Origin of the sequence: Sulfitobacter undariae, from assembly GCF_014196805.1 — a bacterium.
GTDB lineage: Bacteria > Pseudomonadota > Alphaproteobacteria > Rhodobacterales > Rhodobacteraceae > Sulfitobacter > Sulfitobacter undariae.
The window spans coordinates 33,009-49,150 of sequence record NZ_JACIEI010000012.1 but is presented as its reverse complement, the minus strand read 5'-3'; the positions used below and the strand labels follow the sequence as shown (position 1 = coordinate 49,150).

The window sequence follows — 16,142 nt, the reverse complement described above, 5'->3', positions numbered from 1 at the left end:
AAAGCATGAAATCTTAATTTAGGTCAATGGATATGCCCTACGGGTCCGAAACGGTCCTATTGCCAATCACACACGCCAACGCAGCAATCGCCGCTCTACCATGCCGATCACCGATGACACGGCCACCCCCAGCACAGACAGGATCACCACCCCTGCAAACAGACGCTCAAGATCATAGAGGCTACCTGCTTCCAAGATATAAGCCCCCACACCATATTGCGCACCCAGCATTTCGGCGGCCACCAGTAAGATGATCGCGATATTCAAAGATATCCGCAGCCCCGACAATATGCCGGGCATCGCCCCTGGCAGCACAATTTTACGCACGATAGACCACCACGTCAGGCCAAAGCTCTGCCCCATACGAATGAGCGTTCGGTCCACGTTATCGACGGCGGCATAGGTGGCCACAACTGTGGGTGTGAACGTCCCGAAAGCGATCAGCGCGTATTTGGATGCCTCGTCAATCCCGAACCAGATCACAAATAGCGGTAGCAAAGCAATTTTAGGGATCGGGAATATCGCCGCCACCAGCGGCACCAGCCCTGCCCGCGCATAAGCAAACAGGCCTATCATCACCCCTACAGAGACACCTGCAATCACCCCTAGCGTGGCCCCCACCGCCAACCGGCTGAGCGAAGGAAGTAGGTGTTTAAACAAGCCACCACTTTGCCAGAGTTCAACAAAAGTGCCCAAAACATCCGAGGGTCTGGGCAACGTCAACGCCGAAATCATGCCACTGCGGGTGCCCCATTCAGCAAAGGCGATCAGCAGCACAAAAACCAAAACCCCAAGGCCGCGTACGCGTTTGGGGGCGAAACCGCCCCCGCGAAAAGTCACTTGATCAGACATTCATCAACTCCGCATCTGCTGCTGCCGCTTCTTCCCGCATCAACCCCCAGAGGTATTGCTGCTGCGCCTCCAAGCCCGCATCACCGTGGGCGCGTTCATCAAGGGCGGTGTCAATCTCAACGATCTCACGCACCTCGCCGGGACGGCGCGAGAGCACCACAATTCGGTGGCCCAACCGCACGGCCTCAGCCAAATTATGGGTCACATAAACGGCAGTGAACGGTTGCTTCGTCCACAGACCCACCAGATCGTCCATCAACAATTCGCGTGTCTGGCTGTCCAACGCACTGAGCGGTTCATCCATCAACATCACCGCAGGGTTCACGGCCAGCGCGCGTGCAATCGCAACACGTTGCTTCATGCCACCAGACAGCTGTTTGGGCAGCGCCCCTGCAAAATCAGTCAGGCGGGTGCGCGCCAGTACATCCGCAATGATCGCGGCCTGATCCGGCAGCTTATGATCCTCTAGCACCAATGCCACATTGCCCTCCACCGTGCGCCACGGCAGCAGAGCGAAATCTTGGAACACATAGGTCAGCGCGTTCAGGCAGCCTTCTGGCGGGCTTCCCACTTGGCGAACAGCGCCTTCGGTGGGTTTTTCTAGCCCCCCTAGCAAACGCAGCAGCGTGGATTTCCCGCACCCTGACGGACCCACAATGCAGGTGATCTTTCCAGACGGGATATCCAGTGAAATATCGCGTAAAACATCCACATCGCTATAGCGATGTGTCACCGCATCCAGTTTCAGGTCCATCAACTTCTCCCAAATAAAAAGGCCGGACGCAGACGCCCGACCCTTCGTATTCATGTGCCTTTATCAGGCACCGCTGGTCTCTACAAAAGAGGTGTCAATCAGCGCATCCAGCGGGATGTCTTTGCCCACCAGATCCTCGGACTGGAACCACTCCAACTGGTCACGCACAGAGGCGACGTTCATCTTTGCCCCTTCATTAAGGCGCATAGTGCCGTTGATGATCGAGGGCGCAGCTTTTTCCAGCGGACGATCAGTGTAGACGTATTTATGCAGCAATTCGACCATCGCCGCTTCGCCTGCATCGCCGCCTGTGCGCTCAATCATGGCGGCGTTATAATCCGCGGCACCTTTGGAATAGGCGGCCAAATAATCCTGTGTCATCTGCTTTTCATCGCTTGCGTTTTTGGCCGAGGTGAAAAGAGTTGTGACTTGGTAATCAGGCAAATAGGTCGACACGTCACCGATAATATGAACCGCGCCAGACCCTGCCAAAGGCTTGGCGATATGCGGTACGATGGACCATGCATCAATCTGGCCTGTCTTCAGCGCACCAATGATCGCGCCTACCTTTTGCAGCGGTTTGAATTGCAGCGTGATGCCTTCGGCGGCAGCCATTTTCGCGCCCATATAGTGGAAGGACGATCCCGCCGTGCTGATGCCGTAGGATTTACCGTCCAGCATGCTTGGTGCCGTGATACCCGCCTTAAACGCGGCGTCCGAGGCAAGGAACTTTTGCCCGTCAATACCCGGCTCTTCTTGCAATGCGCCGCCGATAACCTTAATCGCGCCCTTGTCGGCCAGCGACACAAGCCCACCGGAAATCGAGGTAACCGCGTAATCCACATCACCCGAAGCAATGGCAACCGCCATAGGCTGGGCAGCTTGGAAGAAACGCAGTTCAACGTCCATACCTGCCTGTTTGAAATAATCGTTTTCAACAGCAACAAAGGTGCCTGCGTGGCTGGTAAAGCTAAGCGCGCCCAATACAATCTTGCGCCCCTGCGCGATTGCTGGTGCCGCCAACCCCAAAGCCGCAGCTGATGCGGCCAATCCGCCAAGTGTCTGGCGACGTGTCAAAATTGTCATGATAAATCCTCCCAAAAATCTGGCGCAAGAGTGCGCTTAGCCGCTTTGAAGAGTCAAGCGAGCAGCACCGCTGCCCCGATATATTTACACACCACCGATTGCCTCATCTGCACGCAGTGGTTATCTGGGACACAACCCCACTTATCAAAGGCTGCTGCCCATGTCCTTCGACCGTTCGCTCAAAATCGCCCCGTCTATCCTTGCCGCCGACTTTGCCAATTTTGGCGCAGAATGTGCCGCCGTTGAGGCCCAAGGCGCAGATTGGATTCACGTGGATGTCATGGACGGGCATTTTGTGCCTAACATCACCTTCGGTGCCGCCACCTGTGCTGCGATCCGCCCGCATATCAAAGGCGTGATGGACGTGCATTTGATGATCGCACCTGTGGATGCCTATATTGAGGACTTCGCCAATGCGGGTGCCGATTTCATCACCGCCCACGTCGAAGCCACGCCGCATATCCACCGCACGCTGCAAGCGATCCGCGCCACAGGTGCCAAAGCAGGTGTTGCCCTGAACCCCGGCACCCCAGCCGAAGCGGTAGCGCATTTACTGGACCTCACCGATCTTGTCTGTGTAATGACAGTGAACCCCGGTTTTGGCGGGCAAAAATTCATCGACATGAGCGCCAAGGTCAAAACATTGCGCGACATGATCGGTGACCGCCCCATTCACATCGAAATAGACGGCGGCGTTGATCCGAAAACCGCGCCCATCGTTGCCGGCGCAGGCGCGGATGTGCTGGTGGCAGGTTCTGCCGTATTCAAAGGTGGTTCGGTCAGCAATCCTGCGCCTTATGGCGAAAACATCCGCGCCATTCGCCAAGCCGTTTCGGGCGTCTACGTCTAAACCGACGCGCGCCCGAAAGGAAATTAAGATCGCGCGGCCTTAGGGGAGTTCATCCGCAAAGGTCGCAATCATCTTATGCTTGAGCAACTTGCCCGTTGGTGCGGCGGGCAAGGCCGTGGTCAGGACGATGTGCTTGGGCCGTTTGTACCCTGTCAGGCGTTCTTTGATAAACGCACGCAATTCCTCAACTGTTGGCCTGTCGTTGTCAGAGACTTGCACAAAAGCCAGCACTTCCTCATCGCCCTCCTTGGTGCGCCCGACCACGGCGGATTGGATCACCTGTGGATGGTCATTCAGCGCCGCCTCGACTTCAGGCGGATAGACGTTGAAACCGCCATGAATGATCAACTCTTTCGAGCGGCCCAGAATATACAGACGCCCTTCATCATCGATCTTGCCCAGATCACCTGTATGCAGCCAACCATCCGCATCGAGCGCTTTGGCCGTCTCGGCCTCGTTGCGGTAATAGCCCTTCATCACATGCGGACCACGCACCAGCACTTCGCCTTCGTCCACGCCGTTACCGCCCGTTGCATCAACGTCAATCCGCGCTTCTGTATCGGGGGTGAGCGGACCTACGGAAACATCGGGGGACCCGATAGTGTTCATCGTCCCTGACGCGCCCGAACTGGTTTCGGTCATGCCAAACCCGTTTTGCAGCGGCAATTCATAAAACGCCTCCGCCTTACGTTTCCACGCAGGGTCCAGAGGCGCACCGCCCGAAGAGACATAGCGCAAGGTCGGTGAATTCAGTTTCTCCATGCCTTGCTCTTTGGTGTATTGCATCACCAGCGCATGCATTTGAGGCACAGCGGGAATAATCGTCACGCCGTTCATCGCCGCATCATACAGCTTTTGTGCAGTAAACCGTGGCTCAATGAGAACATGTGTGCCCGCGTGGCAAGCCGCTGTAAGCACCGAAATAAGGCCGAAAACATGGCTGATCGGCAGCGCACCGTAAACGATATCTTCGGGGCTCATTTTGCGAATGTCGCTGGAGGCAGCAGCCCCAAAGCGAATGCCACTATGTGTCAGCATCACGCCTTTTGGATCGCCCGTGGTGCCCGTGGTATAGAGCAGCACCGCAACATCATGCAAAATCGGGTCTGGATCAGATGTGCCTTTGGCCAGCAAAAGCGAGCCGAAAGCGCCAGTGATCTCTTTTGCGCCCATCCGCGTTCCGTGGGCCGCCGCATCAGCCGAGACATGCGCCGTCATCAAAACAACGGCAGGGGTTGCATGTTTCACCACACGCGCAACTTCCGCTTCGGTCTGGCGGGCGTTGAACGGAATAACCACCGCGCCGACCTTCCAGCTTGCATGCAATGCCGCGACAGCAGCGGCGCAGTTTTCAACCAACAGCAACACGCGGTCATTGGGCTGCACACCCGCATCCCGCAGGCAGTCCGCCAGATCGTCGCTGGCGCTGTCCAGCTCGGCAAAGCTCCAACGCGCACCGCTGGAGTCGCTGACAGCCGTACTGTCAGGCGCTGCGGCAACGCGGTCTTTCAATAAATCTTCGACCCGTTTCATATGATGTATTCCTTCTTACCCGTAGTTCGGGCTGCGTTTTTCTAAAAATGCGGCGATGCCTTCGGCCGCTTCGGGTGCGCCTGTGGCATAGCCCATTGCATCGCGTTCATGGTCCAACTGCTCGGCCTCGCTCGCGTCATACGCTGCGGCAACCATCTTGCGAATTGCGGCCTGCGCATCGCGTGGACCTGCAGCAAAGCGATCCGCATAGGCGCGGGCAACATCCATTGCACCGCCCACTTCCGTCAGGGTATTGACCACACCCAAAGCGTGCATCCGGTCAGCCAGAACAGGCTGCGCCAACATGCACATTTCCATCGACAACTGGCGCGGCAAAGCACGCGACAGATGCGCTGTCAGACCGCCATCAGGCACCAGACCCGCTTTGACATAAGCTGCGACAAACTTTGCGCCTTTTGCAGCCACGATGATATCACAGACCAGCGCAAAGCTCAGGCCTGCACCAGCAGCGCCCCCTTCAACGGCGGCGATAAACGGCACAGGGCAAGCGCGAATGGCGCGAATGACATCGTGCAGCCCCTCAATACCAGCGCGGCGCTGATCCTCAGGCATTCCCTGACGTGAGATGAGGACAGTTAGATCGCCCCCCGCACAAAAAAACGGCCCCTCTGATGTAAGGATGATTGACCGGATACGGCGCTCCTGCGCCATTTCGCAGGCCTGCATAATGCAGTCATAAAGCTCAGGCGAAAGTGCGCCGCGCTTTTCTGTGTTTCCGTTCCAAATAATCAGGCGATCGCCTGCATCCTCAAGCCGTGCGCTCATCTCGGTCTTCTCCCGTTAAGTCAGTTTTTCCACTGGGACGCGTTTGAACACGCCCGATGTTGTGGCAATCAATGTGCCGTCCTCATGGCGCAATTCAGCTTCGATAAACAACAAACTGCGCCCTCCTCCCTTAATCGTTCCCGTGGCAGTGACCCGCCCCGGACGTCCCGCACCCAGAAAATTGGTATTCATAGAAACGGTCAAAAACGGTGCCTTGCCCGTTGGATCAACGCTCAGCGACCCTGTAGTGCCACAGGAATTATCCAACAGGGTCACCGCAATCCCGCCATGCAATACGCCGTGGCGGTTCAAGTGATCTTCAGTGACATCCAGATAGCAGCGGGCATGCGCAGGGTCGCGCACATCCACCACATATCCGACAAGACGTTGTGTGCCGGTCTCATTACGAATGAGACCGGCTTCTTCTTCAGGCTGCTGCGAGGGCAATGAAACGCTCCAGATGGAAATCAACATCACCAAAGCGGTGATCGGCCATGATGATACGCTTGGCGATATGGGCCAGTTCGTATTCTTGCGTCATGGCGATACCACCGTGCAACTGGATCGCTTCTTCACCCACCAAACGGCCTACGCGGCCAATCAGGTTTTTGGTGGCTGAAACGTAACGCTCACGCGTGCCACGGTCGGCTTCCAGATTGCCCGCAATCAGGATCACGGCAGAGCGCGCCTGCTCCATCTCGATCAGCAGATCGGAATAGCGATGCGCCAAAGCTTGGAACGTGCCAATCGGGCGGCCAAACTGCTTGCGTGTACCAAGGTATTCTTTGGTCAATGCGCAGGCCGTTTCCATCGCGCCCAATGTCTCGGCGGTTTGGGCCACATTTGCGGCCGCAACACGTGCCTCAATGGCAGGTGATGCTTTGCCAGCTTCGCCCAGACGCGCAGAGGCAGGAACCGCCACATCGTCCAACGTGACTTCGGCGGCACGGCCACCAGCCAGCAAGGCATAGCCTTGAACTGTAAGACCTTTGGCGTCTTTGGGTACCAGGAACAGCGAAATACCATCCGCGTCCCCTTCTCCACCGCTTTCGCGGGCAGAAACAACCAGCATGTCAGCGGCTTCAGCATTCACAACCACAGCTTTGCGGCCATTGAGGATGATATCGCCACCCTTTTCGGTTGCAGTTGTGCCAACACGGGTCAGGTCATAGCGGCTGGTCGGCTCACCGTGCGCAAAGGCCAATTGCAGGCTGCCACCGATGATTTCTTCCACATGCGCTTGCTGGTCGTCGTTGCCCAGATCAGCGATCAAACCGCCAGCAAGGACAGCCGTATCGAGGAAGGGCTCAACAACGCCTGCGCGGCCCAGTTCTTCAAACACAACTGAGATGTCAAAGCCCTTGCCGCCAAAGCCGCCCTGCTCTTCTGTGAACAACGCGCCGATCACACCCAGTTCGGCCAATTCGGCCCAAATCTCGGTGGACAGGCCTGTGTCGCTTTCCAAAATCTTGTTGCGGGTTGCGGTGTCATAACGCTCGCGTAGAAAACGGCGGAGCGTGTCTTGCAGCATTTGCCGCTCTTCTGTCAGATCAAAGTTCATGTGCCTTAGCTCCCCATCGTTACTTTTGCGATAATCCCGCGCTGGATCTCGTTTGATCCGCCGAAGATCGACAATTTTCTGTTGTTGAAATATTTAGCTGCGACTGGCCCAGCGCCCAACGGATCAGGCAGTGCTTCATTCGCGCCTTCAACTGCTTCAGATGCAAACGGCATCGCGTAGACGCCCGCGGCCCGGCGTGCCAGATCGTTGATTTCCTGACGGATGATCGTGCCTTTGACCTTGAGCATGGACGATTCAACGCCCGGTGCTTGGCCTGCTGCCGCTTTGGAAACGATACGCATGTTGGTGGTCGCCATGGCCATCAGGTCAATCTCAACTTGTGCGATACGTGCCAAAAAGTGCGGGTTTTCGATCAGCGGCTTGCCATTCGACATCTCGGAACGCGCAAGACGTTTTACCGAAGCCAGACCAGCCTGAGATGCGCCAACGCCTGCAATGTTTGTGCGCTCATGAGTCAGCAGATACTTGGCGTAGGTCCAGCCTTTGTTCTCTTCCCCGACAAGGTTTTCAACAGGGACTTCAACATCTGTGAACCAGACTTCGTTCACCTCTGGTGTGCCATCCAGCAGGATGATCGGGCGCACTTCGATGCCCGGTGTGGCCATGTCGATCAGCAAGAAGGAAATGCCCTCTTGTTGCTTCACGTCTTTGTCTGTCCGCACCAGACAGAAGATCATGTTGGCGTGCTGACCCAGTGTCGTCCACGTTTTTTGACCGTTGACGATGTAATGCGTGCCCGCTTCGTTTTTGACAGCGCTTGTTTTCAAAGACGCCAGATCGGAGCCAGCACCCGGTTCGGAATACCCCTGACACCACCAGTCTTCGCCCTTGAGCAAACGTGGCAGCCAGTAATCATTCTGCTCTTGGCTGCCGAATTTCTGCAACACAGGAGCCAACATGCTCAGGCCAAATGGCACAATGCGCGGGGCAGAGGCGGCTTCGGCTTCTTCATCAAAAATGTGCTTTTGAACGGCGTTCCATTCGGCACCGCCAAATTTCTTGGGCCAGTTCGGGGCCAGCCAGCCGCGTGCGTTCAACGTCGCGTGCCAGCCTTCCATGTCGTCTTTTGTCAGCTCACCCATGCCGCGCACTTTGTCGCGCAGTTCAGGAGTGACTTTTTCTTGCATAAACGCGCGGACTTCGTCGCGAAATGTCTTGTCTTCATCAGAATAACTCAGGTCCATATTGTGTTCCTCCTCAATATTCGGTCGGTTGCGCAGCAGCGTTATTTACCTGCGGCACGGTTCAAATCATCAAAATTACGGCCATCAGCCACCAGTGTTTTGAGCAATGTAGCAGGTTTCCAGAACCATGCGTCCTCCTGCGCATATCGCTCAATATCAGCCAGCACCGTATCCAAGCCCTGCAAGTCAGCCCATTTCAAAGGCCCGCCACGATAGCGCGGGAAGCCATAGCCAAACAGCAGCACCATATCCACGTCAGCGGGGCGGCGGGCGATGCCCTCTTCCACCACTTTCGCAGCTTCATTCACCATCGCACACATGTAGCGCCTGACAATCTCTTCATCGCTGAAATCACGTGGCGTAATTCTCAAATCAGCCTGTTCGGCGGCGATCAGCGCAGGAATTTTCGGGTTCGGTACAGAGGCGCGTTGGCCCTTTTCATAAAGGTAGTAACCCTCGCCGGTTTTCTGCCCAAAATGCCCTTCTTCGCAAAGTTTATCGATATAGGTGGGCACACGTTCGTCAGCATGGCGATCAGGCGCTTTGCGTTTGCGAGTCATCCAACCGATATCAAGACCTGCAAGGTCAGCCACGGCAAATGGGCCCATGGCAAAACCAAAGTCCGTCAATGCGCGGTCAATCTGGTAGGGCGACGCGCCATCCAGCACCATGTGATCCGCCGCCGTGCGGTAAACAGCCAGAATACGGTTGCCAATGAACCCGTCACAAACGCCCGCACGAACCGATATTTTGCCAAACGCCTTACCCAAGGCAAAACTCGTCGCGACAACATCCAGCGCGGTTTTATCTGCCACAACAATTTCGAGCAGCTTCATCACATGCGCAGGCGAGAAAAAGTGCAAGCCGATCACATCTGAGCGGCGCGACGTGGCGGCGGCGATCTCGTCCACATCCAGATAGGAAGTGTTGGACGCCAAAATCGCCCCCTGTTTGCAAACTGCATCCAGCTTGCCAAAGACTTCTTTCTTCACATCCATGTTCTCGAACACGGCTTCAATCACCAGATCAACATCACTTAGGCTGGCGTAATCTATGGCAACAACCAACGCATCTTGGGTCAGGGCGTCATATTGCTCCTGACTGATTTTGCCGCGCTTTAATGCGCCTTGCAGGTTGCCTTCAATGCGGCCCCGCGCTGCGCTGGCTTGGGCTTCGCCTGTTTCGATCAGCACTACCTGCATTTTGGCCAACAGGGCAGCAGTCGCAATACCAGCGCCCATTGTCCCGCCGCCAATCACACCAATGGCATTCAATGCGCGTGGCGTGACACCTTTCAGCTCAGGCAGGTTACTCACAGCGCGCTCATTAAAGAAGGCGTGGATCATGCCTTTGCTTTGGTCGCCTTGCAGCAGCTCGGTGAACAGCGCTCGCTCGCGCGCCAATCCCTGCGCAAAAGGAAGTTCGGAGGCCGCCTGAACTGCGCGTACAATGGCGCCGGGGCTGTTTTGTCCACGCGCCTTGCTGACCGCACCTGAATAGGCCGCATCCCAATCCATCGCCTCAGGGCCTGCCAATTCAGAAACGGCGCGGCGCGGCGCGGCTGAATTCACCAATTCCGTGGCATAAGCCAACCCGACCTCCTGAGGGTCACCTGTTTCGATTTTATCAATGATCCCCATCTCAAGGGCGGCAGCGGCTTTTACCTGCCCGCCCGAGGTCATAATCTCAATCCCTTTTGCCGCCCCTGTCAGACGCGGCAGGCGCTGCGTACCGCCCGCCCCCGGCAACAAGCCAAGATGTACTTCGGGCAGGCCAACACGCGCATCGGGTTGCGCGATGCGGTAATGTGCGCTCAGCGCGACCTCTAGCCCGCCTCCCAATGACACACCGTGCATAGAGGCGATAACCAACAGCGGCGATGCTTCAATGCGGCTGCATAGGTCGGGCAGGTTCGGCTCCATCGGGGGTTTACCGAATTCCGTAATGTCAGCCCCTGCGATGAAAGCCCTCCCATCGCCCACGATCACAACAGCCTTGATGTCCGCATCCGCCTCGGCACGGTCCATCGCTTCACTCAGCCCTTGGCGCACAGCCTGTGACAGCGCATTCACTGGCGGGTTTTGAATGCGCAAAACGGCAACTGGACCGTGGGCATTATATGATACGGGGTTAGACATCAGGTCTCTCCTTAAAATTATCCACGACGGCTCAACGCGGGCATGCGTCCGGTGCGGTGTTCGAGTGCTTGTACAAGTCTGTGTAAAGCTGGGCCAACTTCGTTTTGCATACGTGCTCGGGGTAAATCGGCGGGTGTGGCGCCACAGGTAAAGGCCACGCATTCACCGAATTCATCTGAAAAATACGGAACGCTCACGGCGTTCACTGTACCCGAATAACGCGTCGCCTCAGGCGCAATCGCGAAACCGTGCGCAACCAATTGATCGTAACCCTCTTGTCGGAATTCGGCCATGTCGTCACTTGGCTCCAGCGCATCAAAGCGCTCGCTATCCAGCGCGGCTAGAAACGCCATCCCTGAGGAAGACCCGTGAAGCGGAATACGGTGCCCCGGCTCCAGCCAAATAGTGGAGGCCGAAACAGGACGCCACGTGCGCACCAACATCATTCTGTCACCATCACGCACCGAGATTAGCGCCAATGTGCCAGTCTCATCGGCCAACCGCTGCATGTCATCACTGACACGATCAACAAAACCGACGGCAACTTGCGCAACAGACCCCAGAACAATCGCCGCAGGCCCTAAACGGAAACGATCATTGCGACCGCCATGAGAGAGATACCCAAGCTCACACAAAGTATAGGTCAAACGCGAAATTGTCGGCTTGGGTAGCCCTGTCCGTTCGGCGATCTGGGCATGTGTTAGCCCATTGTCGCTGGCATGAAAGGCACGCAAAACGCCCAATCCCCGCGCCAAAGTATTGGCAAACTTACGATCCGCGCTGGCATCCATCAAAAGACAGCCACAGCCGCAAGGCTATTTGTGGCCCAATCTGCCCCTGCAACATTCATGCGGCGCATAACTTCTTACGGTCAGAGATATTTCGAAAACACATGACACCCCTCCCAAGGACATTTGTTCCACCAAGCGAAATCGCGTTTCACTTTCGTCACAAGATACCTAAATTGAGTCGCGGACACGCGCAAGCAGAAGTTACCGCCGGCCCTACTCGCCGCGCTGTTCCTCTTACCAAGGATCGTCTCACAATGTTTGGAAAAGCGCAGGGGCCCAGCAGAGGCAGAGCCTCTTACATTTGCCGGGCAGGCAGATCACCCACCCGACAAATCTGTTAGTCTAGCGGAGGTCAGCTATACCAGCCGCCCATTTTCACCTGAATCCCAGTGCCAACCATTTTGGCGAACTCTGCTGGGTCTTGCGTACCATTATCGCGGCCGCGGTAGTGATAGGGGTACACATACGTCGGCTTGAAGTCCGCAACAGCGGAAGCCGCCGCATTTGCATCCATTGTGAACGGCAGGTTCATGCAAACAAATGCCAGATCAATATTCACCAAGGCGCGCATTTCCGGCGTGTCTTCGGTGTCACCCGAAATATACATCCGGAAACCCTCGAAGTTAAGAACATAGCCATTGTCACGCCCCTGTGGGTGGAACTTCAGGCGGTCTTTTGTCGTGTTATAGGCAGGGATCGCATCGATGCTGAGATCATTAAACAAGGCAGCGCCACCATTCTCTACAGCGCTGGCATTGGCCTGCATTGCCTCGGGCAACATGGCAAAGACGGCAGGGTTGGCGATGATTTGCGTACCTTCAACCACAATACCATCCAGCGTTTCCTGATTATAGTGATCGCCGTGCTCATGCGTGATCAAAACCAAATCCGGCGCAGGAAACGCGCCATATTTATCAGCGCCATCCACTGGATCGACATAAATCACCCCTACAGGGGTCAGCGCTACAAACGAAGCATGTGCAACGGGTGTGATCGTGATTGGTCCTGATGGCGTCTCGAAAACATCGCCAACATGATCATCAGCGCGGGCGGCAAACGGCAGGATTGTAACCGCACCAACGGCGGCGGCAGTGGTGAGCATAAAGCGACGGCGCGAGGGCGTGGCGAATTCTGACATGTAAATCTCCTTGGCATGACAATTTTACTTGCAAATAGCTAAGGCAAAGGAAGGAAGTATCAAGTTTTTTTGGCAGCAATCACAAGCTTGCGTCACAGGGATTTGAAAATCTGCACGTCAGTAAGGCGCTTTATTGCCAAGGAGAGCGCCGCCCTCCTTGGGCAAATCGTAATATCAGCGTTTTTTCACAAACTCGGTCAGGATCACAATGCGCTGGCCCTCAACACGGCCCTCGATATGCGCATCATTATCCGCAACAAGGGATATCCGGTGTACAGCCGTGCCACGTTTGGCAGTAAATCCCCCGCCTTTGACGTTGAGGTCTTTGATCAACACAACCGTGTCGCCATTAGCTAATGCCACGCCATTGCTGTCTTTGTGGTTGGTCTGCGCTGCAACGTTATCGGCCCAAGCTTGGGTTTCCTCGTCAAGGTAAAGCTGCTCCAGCAAATCACGGGACCAGTCGGTATCGAGACGTTTAAGCGTGCGCGCCGCATAGACCTGCAAGGCAGGGTCTTCGGTCCACATTGTTGAAGCGATAGGACGGAAATGATCCGGCGGCGTACCAGCATCCGCGCAGGCCGCGCAGATTTCGATGGAAGCGTCAGCAGGACCGCCAGAAACAGCGGTTGTTATAAGCGGGGCATCTGTTGTGCAGAGGGGACATATCATAGGGTTGGTGTAGGGGGGGTAAAACCCGCACGCAACTATTTGTTAACCAAGCCGCGCCACAATTTGTGGATGAGCAGATATCGTCCCATGTATGTGGATTATTGCCCTTGGAATCCAGTGAAACATGGATTGGTCGATGACGCGGAAGATTGGCCGTATTCAACAGTTCATCGCGCGATGAAAGCAGGCCGGCTTACGCGCGGTACAACAAATCAAGCAAACCAGAGTGAAGTTTTCGATACGCATTAAATTTTAGTTCAAAACGAGTTTCGTAGTTTCCAACTAGTGCTGGGTGCTCCGAAAATGGGGCGATCGTCTGAAAGAGCAAAAGCGCGGTTTCCTTACAGAAGGCCAATACATCACCATTTTTAACACCGAATCTACGTTTACCGACTGGACCCAAGTTTACCAACTCATCCGATTTTCTCCGCTTGCCGGAGTCGATTAAATTGTGCCCAAATTCTTCATCCCGCAGAATAAGCAGTTTAGGTTGGGTCGCTGAGTTTGATGCTGATTTATTTCTCGCCTGCCACTCTTCCAGAAACCCTGTTTGTAAATCGGGATTAACTTTCCAGAGTTCCGCTATCAACTTCTCAACATTTGGAAGTGAAACTACATCAGAATTCATGTCCCAGAGCCTTGCAGTCGCAGAAATCGCACACTCTTCGCAGGATTTAAAAACGATATAAATTGATTGAACTTCTGCACGACTAACATCGACGTCTGGCATCAGAAGTTCTTTACGGCCCAGCAGCTCATAACAAAATGATAGATCACTTATCAGTCGATAAAACTCCCGCTCTAACCGTTCACGGTATTGCTCTATGGTCGGTTTGTCTTTTTGCCACTCAACGTGTTCCGTTTTCGCTTTACGCCAGCACCGGATGTTTCTTACGCGTGGGTTTCACCCACCCCACAGCCGATTAAAGGGTCACCCGTCCATCTTCAGCGCAGAGATAAACGCTTCTTGCGGGATGTTCACTGACCCGAATTGGCGCATCTTCTTCTTACCCGCTTTCTGCTTGTCCAGCAGCTTGCGCTTACGCGAGGCGTCACCACCATAACATTTGGCCGTCACGTCTTTGCGCATGGCGCTCAAAGTTTCGCGTGCAATTACCTTGCCGCCAATTGCCGCTTGGATCGGGATTTTGAACATGTGGCGCGGGATCAGGTCTTTGAGCTTTTCAACCATGGCGCGGCCCCGCATTTCGGCGCGGTCGCGGTGAACCATGGTGGACAAGGCATCGACGGGTTCATCGTTGACAAGGATGGACATCTTGACCAGCGCGTCTTCTCGGTAGCCGATCATCTGATAGTCAAACGATGCATAGCCTTTGGTCACTGATTTCAGACGGTCGTAAAAATCAAACACAACCTCGTTCAACGGCAGGTCATAGACAACCATCGCACGCGAACCGGCATAGGTCAGATCCATCTGGATACCGCGACGGTCTTGGCAAAGCTTAAGTACGTCACCGAGGTATTCATCAGGCACAAGGATTGTCGCCTTGATCCGTGGCTCCTCAAGATGCTCGACAAAGGTCAGATCAGGCATGTCAGCGGGGTTGTGCAATTGCTGCATCGTCCCGTCTTTCATGTGGATATTATAGATAACGCTCGGCGCTGTAGTGATCAGATCAATATCGTATTCACGCTCGATCCGGTCACGGATCACTTCGAGGTGCAGCAGACCAAGAAAGCCACAGCGGAAACCAAAGCCAAGTGCAGCGGATGTTTCCATCTCATAGCTAAAGCTCGCGTCGTTCAACGCCAGTTTTTCGATGCTATCGCGCAGGTCTTCGAACAGCGCTGCATCAACGGGGAACAGGCCACAGAAAACCACAGGCTGCGATGGCTTAAAGCCCGGCAGCGCAGTTTCACAGCCTTTTTTATCATGGGTGATCGTATCCCCCACACGGGTATCACGCACCTGCTTGATCGACGCGGTGAGGAACCCGATTTCGCCGGGTCCCAGCACGTCTATCTCTGTCATCGCGGGGCGGAAAACACCGATGCGGTCTACGTGGTGAATAGAGCCGTTTTGCATCATCGTGATGCGGTCGCCCTTTTTCAACTGGCCATCCATGATCCGCACCAGAACGATCACGCCCAGATAGCTGTCGTACCATGAATCAACCAGCATTGCTTTTAGCGGCGCATCCAATGTGCCTGTCGGCGCTGGTAGCCTATGCACCACGGCTTCCAGTGTCTCAACAATGCCTTCGCCCGTCTTGGCAGACACGCGGATCGCCTGAGAGGCGTCAATGCCGATCACGTCTTCGATCTGTTCCGCAACACGGTCACAGTCTGTCGCAGGCAGGTCAATCTTGTTCAGGACGGGCACGATCTCATGATCTGCATCCAGAGCATGGTAAACGTTGGCAAGCGTCTGCGCCTCAACGCCCTGCGTGCTGTCCACCACCAACAATGACCCCTCAACCGCACGCATCGAGCGGGAGACTTCATAGGCAAAATCGACGTGACCGGGGGTGTCGATCAAGTTGAGGACATATTCCTCACCATTGAGCGCCTGATAGTTGATCCGCACTGTCTGTGCTTTGATCGTAATTCCGCGCTCGCGCTCGATGTCCATGCTGTCCAGCATCTGCGCTTTCATATCGCGCACAGCGACCGTCTTCGTCTCTTGGATGAGACGATCAGCGAGGGTGGATTTGCCATGGTCAATGTGAGCGACGATGGAGAAATTGCGGATGTGTGAAAGTGGTGTCATATATGAGGATATGGTGTGGATTTAAGGGGCGGTCAAGGTGGATGA

General features: G+C 55.3%; 15 protein-coding genes. 1 reads left to right on the top strand and 14 read right to left on the bottom strand.

Going from position 1 to position 16,142, the window contains the following annotated elements; genetic code table 11:
• Positions 1-66: 66 nt before the first annotated feature.
• The 3 genes from GGR95_RS14185 to GGR95_RS14175 form a co-directional block, all read right to left on the bottom strand.
• Positions 67-852: an ABC transporter permease gene (locus tag GGR95_RS14185; protein WP_184566973.1), complete on the bottom strand. Its 786-nt coding sequence runs from the start codon at positions 850-852 to the stop codon at positions 67-69.
• Positions 845-1,606, bottom strand: a complete 762-nt coding sequence (locus GGR95_RS14180) for an ABC transporter ATP-binding protein (RefSeq protein WP_184566971.1) — start codon at positions 1,604-1,606, stop codon at positions 845-847. Before GGR95_RS14180 ends, GGR95_RS14185 begins: the two co-directional genes overlap by 8 nt.
• 63 nt (positions 1,607-1,669) lie before the next feature.
• Positions 1,670-2,692 (bottom strand): ABC transporter substrate-binding protein, encoded by a 1,023-nt coding sequence (locus tag GGR95_RS14175; RefSeq protein ID WP_184566968.1) that lies wholly within the window; start codon positions 2,690-2,692, stop codon positions 1,670-1,672.
• Between the two features lie 160 nt (positions 2,693-2,852).
• Here GGR95_RS14175 and rpe point away from each other — a divergent pair, with 160 nt between their 5' ends.
• Positions 2,853-3,542, top strand: a complete 690-nt coding sequence (rpe, locus tag GGR95_RS14170) for a ribulose-phosphate 3-epimerase (RefSeq protein WP_184566966.1) — start codon at positions 2,853-2,855, stop codon at positions 3,540-3,542.
• A gap of 39 nt (positions 3,543-3,581) precedes the next feature.
• On the opposite strand, the gene GGR95_RS14165 is transcribed toward rpe, so the two are convergent.
• The 11 genes from GGR95_RS14165 to lepA all read right to left on the bottom strand — a co-directional run bounded on the left by GGR95_RS14165 (position 3,582) and on the right by lepA (position 16,097).
• Entirely contained in the window at positions 3,582-5,075 is a 1,494-nt protein-coding gene (locus GGR95_RS14165) for a class I adenylate-forming enzyme family protein (protein ID WP_184566964.1), read from the bottom strand.
• A gap of 15 nt (positions 5,076-5,090) precedes the next feature.
• Positions 5,091-5,861: an oxepin-CoA hydrolase, alternative type gene (locus GGR95_RS14160; RefSeq protein WP_184566962.1), complete on the bottom strand. Its 771-nt coding sequence runs from the start codon at positions 5,859-5,861 to the stop codon at positions 5,091-5,093.
• Positions 5,862-5,876: 15 nt separating this feature from the next.
• Entirely contained in the window at positions 5,877-6,308 is a 432-nt protein-coding gene (locus tag GGR95_RS14155) for a PaaI family thioesterase (protein ID WP_246423395.1), read from the bottom strand.
• Positions 6,289-7,422: an acyl-CoA dehydrogenase family protein gene (locus tag GGR95_RS14150; RefSeq protein ID WP_184566960.1), complete on the bottom strand. Its 1,134-nt coding sequence runs from the start codon at positions 7,420-7,422 to the stop codon at positions 6,289-6,291. The genes GGR95_RS14155 and GGR95_RS14150 overlap by 20 nt, the downstream gene beginning before the upstream one ends.
• A 5-nt stretch (positions 7,423-7,427) precedes the next feature.
• Positions 7,428-8,627, bottom strand: coding sequence for an acyl-CoA dehydrogenase family protein (locus GGR95_RS14145; RefSeq protein ID WP_184566958.1), 1,200 nt, complete (start codon positions 8,625-8,627; stop codon positions 7,428-7,430).
• 41 nt (positions 8,628-8,668) lie between these two features.
• Complete coding sequence (locus tag GGR95_RS14140) at positions 8,669-10,765, bottom strand: 3-hydroxyacyl-CoA dehydrogenase NAD-binding domain-containing protein (RefSeq protein ID WP_184566956.1); 2,097 nt, start codon at positions 10,763-10,765, stop codon at positions 8,669-8,671.
• A gap of 17 nt (positions 10,766-10,782) precedes the next feature.
• Positions 10,783-11,556 (bottom strand): IclR family transcriptional regulator, encoded by a 774-nt coding sequence (locus GGR95_RS14135; RefSeq protein ID WP_184566954.1) that lies wholly within the window; start codon positions 11,554-11,556, stop codon positions 10,783-10,785.
• A gap of 352 nt (positions 11,557-11,908) precedes the next feature.
• Entirely contained in the window at positions 11,909-12,694 is a 786-nt protein-coding gene (locus tag GGR95_RS14130; protein ID WP_184566952.1) for an MBL fold metallo-hydrolase, read from the bottom strand.
• 174 nt (positions 12,695-12,868) lie between these two features.
• Entirely contained in the window at positions 12,869-13,366 is a 498-nt protein-coding gene (locus tag GGR95_RS14125) for an alkylphosphonate utilization protein (protein ID WP_184566950.1), read from the bottom strand.
• Positions 13,367-13,559: 193 nt separating this feature from the next.
• Complete coding sequence (locus GGR95_RS14120; RefSeq protein ID WP_184566947.1) at positions 13,560-14,096, bottom strand: hypothetical protein; 537 nt, start codon at positions 14,094-14,096, stop codon at positions 13,560-13,562.
• Positions 14,097-14,297: 201 nt separating this feature from the next.
• Positions 14,298-16,097: a translation elongation factor 4 gene (lepA, locus tag GGR95_RS14115; RefSeq protein WP_184566945.1), complete on the bottom strand. Its 1,800-nt coding sequence runs from the start codon at positions 16,095-16,097 to the stop codon at positions 14,298-14,300.
• Positions 16,098-16,142 lie beyond the last annotated feature (45 nt).